General features: G+C 45.0%; 21 protein-coding genes. 18 read left to right on the top strand and 3 right to left on the bottom strand.

What is annotated here, in order from left to right:
• Positions 1 to 23: 23 nt before the first annotated feature.
• A complete protein-coding gene (locus tag KNO65_RS02055; protein WP_159562473.1) occupies positions 24 to 986 on the top strand; it encodes an ROK family glucokinase in 963 nt (320 codons plus the stop codon).
• Between the two features lie 224 nt (positions 987 to 1,210).
• Positions 1,211 to 3,127 (top strand): LTA synthase family protein, encoded by a 1,917-nt coding sequence (locus KNO65_RS02050; protein ID WP_159562472.1) that lies wholly within the window; start codon positions 1,211 to 1,213, stop codon positions 3,125 to 3,127.
• A 119-nt stretch (positions 3,128 to 3,246) separates the two neighbouring features.
• On the opposite strand, the gene KNO65_RS02045 is transcribed toward KNO65_RS02050, so the two are convergent.
• The gene (locus tag KNO65_RS02045; RefSeq protein WP_012726599.1) at positions 3,247 to 3,426 is read right to left on the bottom strand and encodes a DUF2759 domain-containing protein; all 180 of its coding nucleotides are present in this window, start codon (positions 3,424 to 3,426) and stop codon (positions 3,247 to 3,249) included.
• A 157-nt stretch (positions 3,427 to 3,583) separates the two neighbouring features.
• On the opposite strand from KNO65_RS02045, the gene KNO65_RS02040 reads away from it, so the two are divergent.
• Complete coding sequence (locus tag KNO65_RS02040; protein ID WP_214781465.1) at positions 3,584 to 4,201, top strand: MBL fold metallo-hydrolase; 618 nt, start codon at positions 3,584 to 3,586, stop codon at positions 4,199 to 4,201.
• A gap of 32 nt (positions 4,202 to 4,233) precedes the next feature.
• Here KNO65_RS02040 and KNO65_RS02035 read toward each other — a convergent pair whose 3' ends face one another.
• Positions 4,234 to 4,497, bottom strand: coding sequence for a DUF2626 domain-containing protein (locus tag KNO65_RS02035; RefSeq protein WP_012726597.1), 264 nt, complete (start codon positions 4,495 to 4,497; stop codon positions 4,234 to 4,236).
• Between the two features lie 249 nt (positions 4,498 to 4,746).
• Here KNO65_RS02035 and KNO65_RS02030 point away from each other — a divergent pair, with 249 nt between their 5' ends.
• The 13 genes from KNO65_RS02030 (at position 4,747) to gcvPB (ending at position 13,498) form a co-directional block, all read left to right on the top strand.
• Complete coding sequence (locus KNO65_RS02030; protein ID WP_012726596.1) at positions 4,747 to 5,133, top strand: Spx/MgsR family RNA polymerase-binding regulatory protein; 387 nt, start codon at positions 4,747 to 4,749, stop codon at positions 5,131 to 5,133.
• 58 nt (positions 5,134 to 5,191) lie between these two features.
• Positions 5,192 to 5,998 (top strand): ATPase, T2SS/T4P/T4SS family, encoded by an 807-nt coding sequence (locus KNO65_RS02025; protein WP_214781463.1) that lies wholly within the window; start codon positions 5,192 to 5,194, stop codon positions 5,996 to 5,998.
• Positions 5,980 to 6,957: a type II secretion system F family protein gene (locus tag KNO65_RS02020; RefSeq protein WP_159562470.1), complete on the top strand. Its 978-nt coding sequence runs from the start codon at positions 5,980 to 5,982 to the stop codon at positions 6,955 to 6,957. The genes KNO65_RS02025 and KNO65_RS02020 overlap by 19 nt, the downstream gene beginning before the upstream one ends.
• Before the next feature lie 15 nt (positions 6,958 to 6,972).
• Entirely contained in the window at positions 6,973 to 7,275 is a 303-nt protein-coding gene (locus KNO65_RS02015; RefSeq protein WP_074036684.1) for a prepilin-type N-terminal cleavage/methylation domain-containing protein, read from the top strand.
• Positions 7,276 to 7,295: 20 nt separating this feature from the next.
• Positions 7,296 to 7,703 (top strand): prepilin-type cleavage/methylation domain-containing protein, encoded by a 408-nt coding sequence (locus KNO65_RS02010; protein WP_251131650.1) that lies wholly within the window; start codon positions 7,296 to 7,298, stop codon positions 7,701 to 7,703.
• Positions 7,690 to 7,926 (top strand): hypothetical protein, encoded by a 237-nt coding sequence (locus tag KNO65_RS02005; protein ID WP_214781459.1) that lies wholly within the window; start codon positions 7,690 to 7,692, stop codon positions 7,924 to 7,926. Before KNO65_RS02010 ends, KNO65_RS02005 begins: the two co-directional genes overlap by 14 nt.
• 13 nt (positions 7,927 to 7,939) lie before the next feature.
• On the top strand, positions 7,940 to 8,356 hold the full coding sequence (locus KNO65_RS02000; RefSeq protein WP_074036689.1) for a hypothetical protein: 417 nt from the start codon (positions 7,940 to 7,942) through the stop codon (positions 8,354 to 8,356).
• Positions 8,320 to 8,619 carry a hypothetical protein gene (locus KNO65_RS01995; protein ID WP_143180238.1) on the top strand — a complete coding sequence of 100 codons (300 nt, stop codon included), beginning with the start codon at positions 8,320 to 8,322 and terminating at the stop codon, positions 8,617 to 8,619. Before KNO65_RS02000 ends, KNO65_RS01995 begins: the two co-directional genes overlap by 37 nt.
• Complete coding sequence (locus tag KNO65_RS01990) at positions 8,612 to 9,100, top strand: shikimate kinase (protein ID WP_214781457.1); 489 nt, start codon at positions 8,612 to 8,614, stop codon at positions 9,098 to 9,100. The genes KNO65_RS01995 and KNO65_RS01990 overlap by 8 nt, the downstream gene beginning before the upstream one ends.
• Positions 9,097 to 9,435, top strand: a complete 339-nt coding sequence (locus tag KNO65_RS01985) for a hypothetical protein (protein ID WP_214781455.1) — start codon at positions 9,097 to 9,099, stop codon at positions 9,433 to 9,435. The genes KNO65_RS01990 and KNO65_RS01985 overlap by 4 nt, the downstream gene beginning before the upstream one ends.
• A 148-nt stretch (positions 9,436 to 9,583) precedes the next feature.
• Entirely contained in the window at positions 9,584 to 10,660 is a 1,077-nt protein-coding gene (gene gcvT, locus KNO65_RS01980; RefSeq protein WP_214781453.1) for a glycine cleavage system aminomethyltransferase GcvT, read from the top strand.
• 25 nt (positions 10,661 to 10,685) lie between these two features.
• On the top strand, positions 10,686 to 12,023 hold the full coding sequence (gene gcvPA, locus KNO65_RS01975; protein WP_214782072.1) for an aminomethyl-transferring glycine dehydrogenase subunit GcvPA: 1,338 nt from the start codon (positions 10,686 to 10,688) through the stop codon (positions 12,021 to 12,023).
• Positions 12,023 to 13,498, top strand: coding sequence for an aminomethyl-transferring glycine dehydrogenase subunit GcvPB (gene gcvPB / locus KNO65_RS01970; RefSeq protein ID WP_196430853.1), 1,476 nt, complete (start codon positions 12,023 to 12,025; stop codon positions 13,496 to 13,498). The genes gcvPA and gcvPB overlap by 1 nt, the downstream gene beginning before the upstream one ends.
• Positions 13,499 to 13,539: 41 nt before the next feature.
• Here gcvPB and KNO65_RS01965 read toward each other — a convergent pair whose 3' ends face one another.
• The gene (locus KNO65_RS01965; RefSeq protein ID WP_012726584.1) at positions 13,540 to 13,920 is read right to left on the bottom strand and encodes a rhodanese-like domain-containing protein; all 381 of its coding nucleotides are present in this window, start codon (positions 13,918 to 13,920) and stop codon (positions 13,540 to 13,542) included.
• 163 nt (positions 13,921 to 14,083) lie between these two features.
• Between KNO65_RS01965 and mntR the strand changes: the two genes are divergently transcribed.
• Positions 14,084 to 14,512, top strand: a complete 429-nt coding sequence (gene mntR / locus KNO65_RS01960; protein WP_214781451.1) for a transcriptional regulator MntR — start codon at positions 14,084 to 14,086, stop codon at positions 14,510 to 14,512.
• Between the two features lie 174 nt (positions 14,513 to 14,686).
• Positions 14,687 to 15,214 carry a hypoxanthine phosphoribosyltransferase gene (gene hpt, locus KNO65_RS01955; protein WP_214781449.1) on the top strand — a complete coding sequence of 176 codons (528 nt, stop codon included), beginning with the start codon at positions 14,687 to 14,689 and terminating at the stop codon, positions 15,212 to 15,214.
• Positions 15,215 to 15,223: the final 9 nt, after the last annotated feature.

Genomic DNA, 15,223 nt, shown 5'->3' with positions numbered 1-15,223 from the left:
AGTTGAGATGAGGAGTGAACGGTATGAAATGGTTATTAGGTATCGACATCGGTGGTACGACGGTGAAGATGGCTGTTTTAGACATGAACGGCATCATTTCGGATAAGTGGGAAGTCAAAACGGATATTCGAGAGAATGGTGTACATATTCCAAAAGACATCGCAGCTTCTTTTGAAACATACTTACAAACATCAGGTAAGAAGAAAGAAGACTTTGCGGGTGCGGGAATCGGGGCACCAGGCTTCGTCAACTTCTCAGAAGGAGTTGTCGAATATTCTCCGAACATCGGGTGGAAAGATTTTGCTCTCGTGAGTGAGTTCGAAAAAGCAGTCGGTCTTCCGGCCGTGCTCGAAAATGATGCGAACGCCGCGGCCCTTGGTGAGATGTGGAAGGGCGCGGGTGAAGGGGCTTCAGAATTATTGGCGATCACGCTCGGTACAGGTGTCGGTGGTGGCGTGATCACGAACGGGAATATCGTTCATGGGACGGCAGGAATGGCTGGAGAAATCGGGCATATTACCGTGGAACGAGACGAGTCGAAAGCTGTGAAGTGTGGTTGTGGGCGCCTCGGGTGTATCGAGACGATTGCTTCGGCGACCGGCATCTCACGTCTGGCATTACAGAAGCGTAAGAATCAAGATACTTCATTAAACGAGTTGAAAGAAGTGACAGCACGTGACGTGTTTGAAGCATATAAAGCCGGTGACTCAATCGCCACAGAAGTCATTGAAGAGATGACTGAATACCTCGGCTTGACCATCTCGAACATCGCGAACACGCTCAACCCGAAAATGATTGTCATCGGTGGAGGTGTCTCAAAAGCTGGCGACGCGTTATTGGATCCGCTTGATGCACAGTTCAAACGGTTTGCGCTCGAGCGCGTTTACGAGTCGACAACATTCAAAATCGCTGAACTTGAAAACGATGCCGGTGTGATTGGATGTGCGTGGCTGGCACGGAAACACTTCCTTCCGACACGGGTATGAAACGGACGCGTCTGCACATTGCAGGCGTGTTTTTTTGTGGGAAAGGGTATGGGATATTGTAAAATTTGTAACGTCACAGTTGATTTTTTATTAAAAAAGGGGTAAGATTTGGACTTGATACTGGACGTGTACTATTCAATCCGAATTGTACAATGAATGAACAAATATAAAAAAGAATGGCAACTAAAACATGCCGAAAACTGAAAAGAGGAGGAGACCGTCAGATGAATTCATCTCAACGCTTTTCGAAGCTATCGACGAGACTGAACGACACGGTCCGCGCTTCGTTTCAAGAATATCGTCTATTTTGGATTTTTACGTTATTGCTTTGGACGAAGACGTATATCGTCTATCAATTTTTCTTCAACATTCCGATTGAAAACACCGCACAAGCTTTTATCTTACTGATTAGCCCGATCAGTTCGACACTATTCTTGTTTGCCTTCCATTTCTTCTTTAAAGGAAACAAACAAAAATGGGTGCTCTACACGCTCTATGCGATTGCATCGTTTATCTTGTTTGCGGACGCCGTGTATTATCGGGAATTCACGGACTATTTGACAATGCCTGTCATCATGCAACCATCGAACATGGAGACGTTATCGACATCATTCACTTCGCTTCTTGAATGGAAAGATTTAATCATCCTTGGTGATGTGTTTATCCTTCCGTTTATCTTATGGCGAATGAACTTGAAAGAGAATACGGCTTCACATCGACGTGCGCTCGTCACGTTCGTTGTAGCGGTCTCTGTCTTCTTGTTCAACCTTTCGTTGGCAGAAACGGAACGACCTGAATTATTGACTCGTTCATTTGACCGTGAACTGTTAGTGAAAAACATCGGAACATTTAACTTCCATGTGTATGATGCGATGCTTCAGACAAAAACATCGGCTCAAAAAGCGATGGCGGATGAATCAGAGCTCGCAACGATTGAGCAGTTCACCCGTCAAAACTATGCGGCACCGAATCCGGATTTATTCGGAAAATATAAAGGGAAAAATGTCATCGTGGTTTCATTCGAATCGGCGCAGAATTTCACTCACAATATGAAGGCGCCGAATGGAGAGTACATCACGCCGAACTTGAACAAGCTGATTGAAGAGTCTCACTACTGGCCGAACTACTACCATACGGTCGGTCAAGGGAAGACTTCTGATGCTGAGTTCGCACTCGATAACTCACTATATGGACTTCCGCGTGGTGCTGTATACTTTACGAACGCCGATAACGAATATCAAGCGCTCCCTGAGTTGGTCAAGGACGAAAATTATTACTCAGCCGTGTTCCATGCGAATAACAAATCGTTCTGGAACCGCGATCAAATGTACAAAAATATTGGGGTCGATCAATTCTTTGATGAAAAGAGTTATGACCTCGGGAATCCTGAAGATATGACAGAATGGGGTCTCTTAGATGATAGCTTCTTCGAGCAATCCATTCCAATGCTTCAAGAATTGCCTGAACCATACTACGCGAAGTTCATCACATTGACGAACCACTTCCCGTACACGATGCCAAGTGAAGACTATGAGCTTGTACCAAAATTTGAGACGAGCTCAACTACGTTGAACAACTTCCCGCAAGCACTAGCTTATCAGGATTACGCACTCGGTCTCTTCATCGACCAGTTGAAAGAGAATGGAATGTGGGAAGATACAATCTTTGTCGTCTACGGTGACCATTATGGTATTTCGACGAACCACAACAGTGCGATGGCAGAGCTACTTGGGAAAGATGAGTTGACACCATTCGACGTGGCGAAATTGCAACAAGTTCCGTTTGCCATTCACTTGCCTGACCAGAAAGAAGGGGAAGTTCATGAAACGATCGGTAGTCATGTAGACATGAAGCCGACCATCCTGCACTTACTCGGAATCGACACGTCAGATACGATTGGATTCGGAAACGACTTATTCTCTGAAAATCGAAACAGCCGTGCGATTTTCCGCGACGGAACGGTCGTGACGGATGAATATGTTTGGACACAGTCGACATGTTATAACGCGACTTCTGGTGAAGTAGTCGAAGATACGTCGTTATGTGGTCCGATGACGGAAGAAGCGGAAAAAATCTTGCAAATGAACGATGATTTGATTTACTCCGACTTACTCCGTTTCAAAGAACAAACTGAAGAATAATGAGTACGGACCAAGTCACATAGTGATTTGGTCCGTTTTAATGTAACAGAGGGAATGAACGTAAAAAAAAGGCATAAAAAAAGCGACCGAAGTCGCTTGATGATTGCATATGCGAATCATTAACCTGGAATTCCACCGTAGATCAACGTGGCGACACCAAAGAATCCGAATACGAGTACAGTTAAACCTGCAAAAACGAGCGGAAAGAATTGGCGTTTTTGGAATGAACGAAGCATTCCCCAAATAGCCACAATCGCGACGATGACGGAAATCCATCCGAACGGTTCATACAAATGCATGACGAGTTCCCCCTTTAATTATACGTCATGAAATTCATAAAAATTTCACTGAAATATCATTATTATTTTATCCGATTATAGAGTCGCTGTCGAGCAAAGGTTGACATCGAAACAATTTTGCCACAATATTGTTTTGAATAAGAAGGGGATGAATGCTATGCAAATCAAAAAGATTACGTCTGGCTTGGCACAAGAGAACGGCTATGTGATTGAAAAAGGCGGCACTGTCGTCGTCATTGACCCCGGAACGGATGACCCGAGGTTCTTCGATACAATCGAACGTTTCGGTACACTTTCAGCAATCTTGTTGACTCATGCACATTTCGATCATATCGGAGGAATCGATGCGCTCCGTGAACGTTACCAGGTACCAGTCTATGTGCACCGCTTAGAAGCGGATTGGCTGACAGATGGAGAAAAGAATGGCGCTTCTGCGTTCAACTTGCCGATACCATCGATGAAACCGGCAGAAAAAACCTACGAAGGTGATGTATTAGAAATTGGGAATATCGTATTTCGAATCTATCATACGCCGGGTCATTCCCCAGGGAGTGTCGTATTGTATATGGATGATGAAAGAATCGCCTTTTGTGGTGACTTGATCTTTAAGCAATCCGTCGGACGGACAGACCTGTTCGGTGGAGACCAGTCGACATTAATGGGGTCCATCGATCGGATGAAGCAGCTCATTTCCGATGAGACGACGTTATACTCGGGGCACGGTCCTATGACGACGCTAGAAGAAGAAAAGCGGACAAATCCGTTCTTCACATAAAAAAAGATTGTCTCCGGCGAGACAATCTTTTTTTACATTTGGAAGTTGCTCCAATACGTAAAGACAACGAAGAAAATTGTCAAATACGCGCCGAAGACATATACATACGTTTTTTCAGTTAGTTTTAAGTAACCAAGAGCGACGAAGAAAATCGTTTGTGCTAAGAAGACAAGTCCCATAACGATAAAGTCGCCAGTATGTTCACTACTACTTTGGTCGCCGCCTAGTGCGCCTACGAAAGCAAGTGCCGCTACTAGTCCAGTCCAAAAGCCTAGGACACGAAACATTCTTGCCATGTTAATCCCCCCATACGTGCATTATTCCATTCTCATTCACTATTTTACCAACACATTCGAAAAAATGCTATGGAAACGTGATAATTGAGCAAAATAATCGTGAAAAATATGTGAAATCATTTCGGTAAATAAAGTTGTACAAAATTTATAAAAAAGTTGCACAAAACATGTACAAACGGGGTATAGAGATGTATAATCAACTTATACAAAATGAGCGAAGTGAAAGTTGAATGAGGGAGGAACATAAAAATGGCATCAGAACTAATGTTTTACACGTATCCAAGCTGTACTTCTTGTCGGAAGACGAAAGCGTTTTTACAAGAACAAGAACTTCAAGTGAGTGAGCGTCACATTTTCAGAGATGCACCAACAGTTGACGAATTGTTGCAACTCCTTGCAATCAGTGAGGAAGGAGTCGACTCTCTCCTTGCGACCCGAAGCCAGGCCTTCAAACAACTTGATGTTGACGTGGAGGATTTGAAATTAAGCGAGCTTCTGAAGCTGATGAGCGAAAACCCAAAACTTTTGAAGCGTCCGATCTTAACTGATGGAAAAGAAGTGATTGTCGGATATGACAAGGTTTCAATCGAAACATATGCACGTCGCCACAACACTGCAGCGGTTCAAGTTTCATAAAACAAGTCCACTTTCAACATAGTGGGCTTTTTTTTATGCTTGTATCGAGGTGAACGAGATGAAGGAACTCATTGAAGATTTACTAGATGGAGCACGTCAAATCGGTGCGAGTGATCTTCATTTTATACCCGATGCAAACCAAGTAAAGGTTCAAGTTCGCTCTGCTAGTAAGCTTGCTGCACTTCAATCGATGGATGTCGAGCTGTATGATCGACTTACACTTCATATGCGATATTGGTGTTCACTACCTGAATCTAATCAACGTATTCCACAATCAGGTGTCTATGAATTGAATCAGGATGTCATCCGGGTGACCTTTCTCCCGTCGTTCGCCCAGACGTCAATGTCTTGGCGCATTCCCCATGACACGTTTGAACTCCAGCATCTGTTACTATCACACGATGTAGAACGATTTCAGAAAGTGGTGGCATCACATCATGGTCTTTTCTTTATAGGGGGTTCTACCGGAGCGGGCAAGACGACGGTACTGTATGCCCTTTTAAATCAGCTGAAGCATGAGCGGATTGTGACGATTGAAAACCCTCCTGAACAAATGGTCGATGGTGTCATTCAGTTGGAAGTGAATGCTAAAGCTGGACTTAGCCATCGACACTTGTTGAAAGAGACGCTTCGTGCCGACCCGGATATTATCGTGATTGGTGAGGTGCGGACAGATGAAGAATTGATGGTCGCATACGATGCCGCGCTCAGTGGTCATTTGACGATTACAACCTTTCATACCGCATCGATTCAAGATGGAGAAAAGCGGCTGACACAACTTCTTGGTATGGCGACCGTGGAAAGACATTGGTGTGTACTGACTCGAAATCAGGAGGTGACTTGCGAATGGTCAACGTTCCGATAATCCCATCGATTCGAATGATTCATCGTTTTCTTCGTCTACAATCACGAGGTGTGTCATTGAAGGTGACCATGGAGACGCTTGAACTTCATGAGAAGGGAAAAATGAAAGACTGTATTCGAGAGATGAGGGTACGTCTAGAAGCGGGCGTGAGTTTGTCTGAAGTATTTTCCATCTTGATCACGAATCGGCAAATGCAAGAGATTTTACATACGGCGGATCGCAACGGACGATTCATGGATGGATTGTCGCAAGTGGCAATGGTACTCGAGATGCGACAACGATTAAAGCAGGAGTTGCGGAGGCTAATTCGCTATCCGTTGATTATCTTTTTCATCCTACTTGCATTAGGCATGATTTATGCCTTATACATTTTCCCAAAATTAATGGGGATGGTTGATGTCTCGTCGCATGATGGCATAGAGTCGATTCTATTGTCGAATTGGTTCTTTCCTATGTTGTTTTCTATATTCGTGGTAATCGCGGTTCTCATATATGGATTTCATCGTCGAGGAGGAGAGCTCCCTTTTTACGTATGGAGACGTGGGAAAACACTCTATATGACCTATGTATTTGTCAGTGAATTATCCTTGCTCCAACATACTGAAACAAATATTAGGCAGATTATGAGTCGGCTAGCTGAGGAAGAGGGGGAAATGGCAGAGATGGCCAAGCGAATTCACCATCGCATGTCTGAAGGTGAAGGAATTGAAGCGGCGACAAGGTGTGAACCGTTTATCGATCATGAGGTTGTGAGTCTATTAGGTGTGGGTTCGATGAGTGGGGAACTTGGTAAATTGATGTCTCTTCATCGAGATCTAGTATTCGAAGAGATGGAGCAATATAGTCGGGGTTTGATTGAGAAAATTGAACCATCTTTATACGGCATCCTCAGTGTCATGGTTGGTGTTCTTTTTTACACACTCTATTTACCGGTCAAACTCATTATGGCTCAATTGTGAAAGGAGAAAGATGAAATGAAGGAAGAGCGTGGGTTCACATTAGTTGAGATGGCGGCAGTATTACTCATTATATCAGTTCTTCTCTTGTTACTTGTCCCTTCTTTGTCGGACGGGAAATCTCGTGCTGATCAAGTGAGTTGCGAAGGTAGTGTTCGAATCGTTGAATCTGAAATCAATTTGCATTACGCGGAACATAAAGCCTATCCTGAAACGTTAGAAGTGATTAAGCGTGCGTCGGCTGCAGACCCACTCGTTTATAGTTGTCAATCCTCCGCCTATACGTATTCACCGACTGACGGCTCCTTAAAAAAACAATGAAAGGCTACACCTTGGTCGAAATGACTTGGGTACTTGTCGTGCTGTCGTTCTTACTATTGATCAGTGCACCGAGTACGAGACCGTTCGAACGAATGGAGCTCTACAATTTTACGGACTCATTGGTAGCAAATATTCAAGAAGCTGGGCAATTTCCCTATATTTCAGAAGAGGGAGATTGTGTACCACGATTGATTTGGATTTCGAAACAACAAACTTATCTGATTGTGTGTGGGCGAGAGGTAGTCAGGGAGGTTGATGTTCCTGATGGTGTGGATGTATATCTTCCGACGTACAACACGTTGACCTTTTCACAAGCGACAGCCTCTTATGCGGGACAATGGAAATTCGTCAGTGGAAAGACATCGGTGACGCTCAAATTTCGAATCGGGACGTATGAACCGGAGGTGATTACTCGTGAAAGTGGATGAATCGGGTTTCTCTTTATGGGAGCTAAGTGTCAGTCTTGCGGTGGTCATGGGATGGATTTTCATACTGGCATCCTTTGTCGTGCAAGGGAACGAACGAATCCAACGGTTGAGTGACACGCTGTTCATCTATGAACGATTACAAGGAGAGGTTCTGCTTGAAGCCACTGAACCGACAGGGCGTGAGCAAGTGTGTGAGAAAGGATTTTGTCTACCGACATTATGAAAAAGGCTTTACGATGATTGAAATGACGTTCGTTTTGCTGATCCTTCCCATGTTTCTTTTTCTTTTAGTGGAACTGCTCACGCTCGGTCAACATCTTTATGAACAGCCTAAATGGAATCATCATACGACACCTCAACTGATTGTGCGCCGTCTGATGGATAGCGAGAACTGTCGTGTTGACGAAGGGCGATTACGGGGTGATTTCGTCAAATCGGATGAGGAGCGATGGTCATGGACGATCAAACAAGTAAATGGCAATTTGGTTATGGTCGGAGATGGAGGAGGAAACTTACTCTTTTTAAGAGGAATCGACCAGTATCATGTCGAAACGGTCGGAAAGGGATTTCGAATCTCATGGAAAGATTCATCGTTCAGAAGAGAGCGGCATGTCATGTGCATGAAGCAGGCTTCTTTCTCGTCATCACCTTGACCATTGTTGTTTGGTTACTCGGCGCCGCGTTATTTTGGTATACTGATGTGGAACGAACGACGAGGCGACTGTCAGAGGAAATCTTAGCGATTCGTTTTGAATCGCATTTGTTACTGGCGAAGGAGCGTTGCGCTGAACGACCGTTAACGTTGCATAAACCGACGGGAACTCTGACGTGTCGTCCGATTGCACCTAATCGTACTGAAGTGGACATTGTGTTAACATCCGGCGAACGGCATAAAGAGGTGATGGTTTATGAATGATAATCCGTTTTATATCGTGGGGTTTATGGGTACAGGTAAATCTACCTTATTCTCGTTTCTAAAAGAATATGGGGAGGTCATCGATCTTGATTTAGTCATTGAGTCCATGACTGGAATGGATATCGCTACATATTTTGACCGTTTTGGTGAGTCTGCGTTTCGTGATGTTGAATCAACAGTACTGAAACAAGTCACTGCTGACTATATCCTGACCGGTGGCGGAGTGGTGGAGCGCTCTGAAAATATACGTTGGATGCGAGAACGTGGTACGATGATCCATTTAAATCTTCCGTTCGACATGTGTTGGGAACGAATCAAAGATTCTGCGCGGCCACTTGTTAAAAAAGGACGGGAGGATGTTCAGACGTTGTTTCAACGACGCGATCGATTATATCGAACAGCGAGTGTATCCATCGATGCATCTCAACCGCCTGAAGACATCGCCAAGCAAATCATCCGTATAAAGGGGGAAAAAGTATGATCTGGATTAATTTCGCCATCATCGTATTTTCATTAATCGGACTTGGGGTATACGGTTATCTCTTGTTCAAAAGCAAAATGAAACCAGAATTTGGTCGTTTGAATCGTCTGACGGAACGTTTTAAAATTCGGGCGGATGTGATTGGTCAACAGGTCAATGAAATCAAAGGACACGTGGATGCGGTCAATCGATCTGTTACTCAAATAAAAGAGTTTGGGGTCAATGCGAAGAATGAATCGATTGAATTGAAGCAAGCCGCCGTTGAGCTAACTCATGAAATCAAACGGACAGCGGGAATTGAACGTTCTGACGTTTCCACCGAGTCGAAAATATGAAATAATGAGGATGAAAACGTTTTCGTTTTTCATCCTTTTTCTTTTTCGCTTTTTTACCTATGCAGAAGGAATAAAAATTGTTAAAGTGGAATGGAAAACGAAAGATTTCAAAAACAAAAGCATTTTATGTTCGGGATTGGGGGATATTATGAAAAAGGTTACTTTGAAACGTACGCCTTTGTTCGATTTGATCGAACCGAAGGCGAAGATGGTTGATTTTGCGGGATTTGAAATGCCGATTATGTTCTCTTCGATTAAAGAAGAGCATTTGGCTGTACGTCAAAACGTGGGGATGTTTGATGTATCTCACATGGGAGAAATTCGAATCGAAGGGCCGGATGCGCTTGAGCAAGTTCAAAACTTGGTGACGAATGATATCTCGAAAATTAAAGTTGGTCAAGCCCAGTATAACCTTCTCTGTCTTGAAGACGGTGGTGTGGTGGACGATTTGCTTGTCTATCGATTAGATGAGGACGCTTATTGGCTCGTCGTCAATGCTTCAAATATTGAAAAGGACGAAGCCCACATTCGTCGATACGTCAAGGGTGACGTGGTTGTGACAAATGAATCTGATGAATATGGTCAGATTGCGATTCAAGGACCGAATGCACAAACCGTACTTCAAACTATCACAAATGTGGTACTCGACGAAATCGGGTTCTTCAAATTCATGAATGGGGACGTTGCGGGTGTGCCATCGATCATCTCTAGAAGTGGTTATACTGGGGAAGATGGTTTCGAGATTTATGCTCGAGCAGAAGCGATTTCTGCCATTTGGGAAGCGCTTGAAACCGAGGGTGTTACCCCATGTGGGCTGGGCGCACGCGATACATTACGTTTCGAAGCGTGCTTGCCGCTTTACGGTCATGAGTTAGATGAGTCGGTCACGCCATTCGAAGCGAATCTCAATTTTGCCGTCAAGCTAGATACTGACTTTGTTGGTAAGGAAGCACTCGTCACTCAAAAAGAGAATATTCCGAATCGATTGATCGGATTGAAATTGCTCGGTCGTGGGATTGCCCGCCAAGGGGCGCAAGTTGAATTGGATGGGAATGTAATCGGCGTTGTCACGACCGGTACGATGCCTCCGACTGTAAATGAATCAATCGCATGGGCACGAGTCGATGCACGTTACAAAGATGAAGATCGTTTTGTCATCGACATCCGTGGCAAAAAGATTGAAGCCGAACGCGTACCGACACCTTTCTATAAACGAACGAAATGATACAGGGGGATTCAGAATGAACAGAATGGAATTTCGTTATTTACCGATGACCGAACAAGATGAACGAGACATGTTAGAGACAATCGGCGTCGATTCAATCGAAGCGCTTCTTTCAGATATTCCAGAAACACTTCGCGAACAAGCATCATTGGCGGCGATTGGGACTCCGCTTCCGGAAGTCGATCTCGTTCGTCACATGACGAAGTTGGCTGATAAAAACAAACATACGAAATCATACCCGAGCTTCCTTGGAGCAGGGATGTACGATCATCTTTCGCCAAGTGTGATGAACCATATGCTTTTGCGTTCTGAATTCTATACGGCGTATACGCCATATCAACCTGAGATTTCACAAGGTGAACTTCAGGCGATGTTCGAATTCCAAACAATGATTTGTGAATTGACAGGGATGGACGTCGCGAACTCTTCGATGTACGACGGGATCACGGCTCTCGCTGAGGCGACTTACCTAGCGAGCGCGCAGACGAAGAAAAAACGTGTCGTCGTCTCTGGTGCAGTGCATCCTGAAGCAAAGGATGTAATACGTACGTATGCTGACGGACCAGGTCTATCCGTTGATTACACAGACGTGGAGAACGGGGTGACGGATGTATCTGACCTCGATTTGACGGATGCATCGTGTCTTGTCGTACAATATCCAAACTTCTACGGTCGTATTGAAGACTTAGAAAAATTAGCAGAATTGGCTCATGAAGCCGGCGCGCTATTCGTCGTTTCGAGCAACCCGCTCGCCCTCGGGATTCTTGAGTCACCAGGAGCACTCGGTGCGGACATCACGGTCGGAGATGCACAGCCATTCGGTATTCCGCAAAGTTTTGGTGGACCGTCATGTGGATACTTCGCGGTCAAAAAATCTTTGATGCGTAAACTACCGGGCCGACTAGTCGGTCAAACGGTCGATGAGGACGGCAAACGCGGATTCGTGTTGACGCTTCAGGCGCGGGAACAACACATTCGCCGTGATAAAGCGACATCCAATATCTGTTCAAACCAAGCACTTAATGCATTGGCTGCTTCAATCACGATGTCCGCTCTAGGAAAATACGGAATTCGTGATATGGCTGTTCGGAATATTCAAACCGCTCATTATATGAAAGAAGCGTTAAAAGCTGCAGGATTCAACATCGTGGACGAAGGACCAATGTTCAATGAGTTCGTCGTGGATTTTGGACGTGATGCAGAAGAAGTATCGCGCCATCTACTCGAGCGCGGCATGATCGGTGGTCTACCGCTTGGTACGTATGAAGGGGAGCGTCAGACACAAATGTTGGTTTGCGCGACGGAATTGCGCACTAAAGAAGAGATTGATCAGTTTGTCGAAGTGGTTGGGGGGATGAAATAATGCAACACGAGCAAACGCTAATTTTTGAAGTATCACGTGAAGGACGAACTGGATATAATTTGCCGACACCGACTGTCCCGGAGGTTGACCTTGAGACGTTGTTACCGGCTACGATGATTCGGAAAGAGGCGGCGGAACTTCCGGAAGTATCTGAACTCGATGTCGTTCGCCATTACACGTCTCTATCTACTCGAAACCATGGGGTCGATTCAGGTTTCTATCCGCTCGGTTCGTGTACGATGAAATATAATCCGAAAGTGAACGAAGATATGGCTCGTCTTCCTGGGTTTGCACATATTCACCCGTTGCAACCGGTTGAGACGATTCAAGGTGCGCTCGAACTCATGGTGGACTTACAGGAGCAACTCGCTGAAATCACGGGGATGGACGAAGTCACACTCCAACCAGCGGCAGGTGCCCATGGGGAATGGACGGGGCTTATGTTGATTAAAGCGTTCCATGAGCGTAATGGGGATACGGCTCGTACGAAAGTACTCGTACCAGATTCGGCGCACGGGACAAACCCGGCGTCCGCAGTCGTTGCTGGATTCGAGACGGTGACCGTCAAGTCGGATGAGCGCGGTCTCGTCGATTTGGATGATTTGAAGTCAAAAGTTGGAGCGGATACGGCTGCTCTCATGCTGACAAACCCGAATACGCTTGGACTATTTGAAGCGGATATCCTTGAAATCTCAAAAGTCGTTCATGAAGCTGGCGGGAAGCTGTATTATGATGGCGCGAACTCAAACGCGATTCTTGGAATCGCACGTCCTGGGGACATGGGCTTTGACGTCGTCCACTTGAACTTGCATAAGACGTTCACAGGGCCTCACGGCGGTGGAGGTCCAGGCTCAGGTCCAGTCGGGGTGAAGCGTGACTTGATTCCATTCTTACCGACTCCAATTGTGACGAAAACAGATGATGGATATGGTCTCGATTACGACCGACCACATTCAATCGGGCGAATCAAACCATTCTATGGAAACTTCGGGATCAACGTTCGAGCGTACAGCTATATCAAGACAATGGGCGCAGAAGGATTGACGCGGGTATCCCGTGAAGCGGTCCTCAACGCCAACTATATGTTTGCGCGACTAAAAGATGCGTTCGACGTGCCATATGATACGTATTGCAAACACGAATTTGTCTTGTCTGGGAAGCGTCAAAAAGCCCTTGGTGTTCGTACACTCGATATCGCTAAACGCCTTCTTGACTTCGGTTACCACCCACCGACAATTTATTTCCCATTAAATGTCGAGGAATGTATCATGGTGGAACCGACAGAGACAGAATCAAAAGAAACACTCGATGCGTTCTGTGATGCGATGCTCCAAATTGCCAGAGAGGCGGAAGAGAATCCGGAAATCGTTCAGACTGCTCCTCATACGACGGTCGTTAAACGGATGGACGAGACACTCGCTGCCCGTAAACCGGTCTTGAAATATGAGCGTCGTGAGGCGTCATCTGTAAAATAAAGAAAGGGCGAGTCGATGATTGTATCGACCCGCCCGTTTTTTTATGCTTTTTTAATCTTGCCCTTCCAGTTCTTGAAGCCGCCTTCGAGCATGTAGATATTGTTGTATCCGTTCTTCATCAGGAGTTTAGCCGCCTGGTTTGAACGTGAACTACCTTGACAGTAAATTAAAATCGGTTGATCTTTACGCAGTTCTTTCATGCGTAGTTTCATTTGGCCGACCGGGATATTCCGGGCACCAACGATATGTCCACCTTTGTATTCGTTCGGTTCACGCACGTCAATTAACTGACCTTTACGGAGTGAGGCACGGAATTCTTCTTGTTTCATTTTTTTCAACCCGCGAGCTGGCATGAAACGCCATACGATGTAGGCGATCAAGGCAACCCATAGGAGGATGACGAGGATTGTTTCGAGTCCCATAGATGTTCTTCCCTTCTCTTTCAAAGTTACCATATCTCATTATAATGAAATTAAGGTCATGAGACAATGATTGACTCAATCAATCGGGGCTTTCCCTTTCGATTTCATTCTAATTAGGATAAAATAAGGAATGGAAACCGGAACATTAGGGGAGGTCGTGCCCATGCCGACGCCGAGTATGGAAGATTATTTAGAACGTATTTATTTATTGATGTCAGAGAAAGGCTATGCGCGTGTATCTGATATTGCGGAACATTTAGGGGTCCATCCCTCCTCTGTCACCAAAATGGTTCAAAAGTTGGACCGTGAAGAATATCTTGTGTATGAAAAGTATCGTGGTCTCATGCTTACAAAAAAGGGTCAAAAAGTAGGGAAGCGATTGGTCGAGCGTCATGCGATGCTCGAGTCTTTTTTACGTCTAATCGGAGTAGATGAATCAGATGTGTACGAGGATGTCGAGGGTATCGAACACCATCTCAGTTCGAACACGCTCGACTGCATGACACAGTTTGTGGAATTTTTTGAAGATAAGCCTGAACTCATGAATCAATTTAGAGAATTTCGGGAACAAGAACGAGCTTCAGAAGAATAATATGTAAAAAGCATCAATCTAACTCGATTGATGCTTTTTATTTTGCTCAATATCGCTAAAATACGAACGAAACATTCATATTTATCTTAGAATGTATATTTTTTAGCCGTCATTATGTTAAGATGAATCGTGGATTGAATAGATAGGGGGTGACGGCGAACATTCGCCGGATAAATGGAGATTCAAATTAAAGGAAAACTGTTTGATGAACAGCAGATTCAAAAACGTGTGAAAGAATTGGCTGAAGAGATTGAGAACGATGCAGATGGGATACCGATTGTGATCGTCGCCGTATTAAAAGGCTCGATGGTCTTTGCGGCAGACTTGATGCGATACATGAAAGGGAGCGTTCAGCTCGATACGGTCGCGACGTCTTCTTACGGGAAAAAGTCGGTCTCGAGTGGGAGTGTGCAACTTCGAAAGGACTTGGATTTAGATGTGGAAGGAAAGTATGTTGTCATTATCGAGGACATCATCGACACGGGACAGACGTTGAAATTCTTATGTAAACATATGGAGCTCCATCAACCGAAACAGTTGAAAATTTGTACGCTTCTCGACAAGCCGGCGCGTCGACTCGTTCAGTTGGACGCAGACTATGTCGGATTCGAGATTCCTGATGAGTTCGTCATCGGGTATGGGATCGATTACGCGGAACAATATCGGAATCTGCCATATATCGGATATGTAGAAACAACATAAAAAGGAGCG

This window comes from Exiguobacterium sp. S3, assembly GCF_018617295.1.
GTDB classification, from domain to species: Bacteria; Bacillota; Bacilli; order Exiguobacteriales; family Exiguobacteriaceae; genus Exiguobacterium; species Exiguobacterium profundum.
This window is presented reverse-complemented; position numbering and strand designations above follow the sequence as displayed.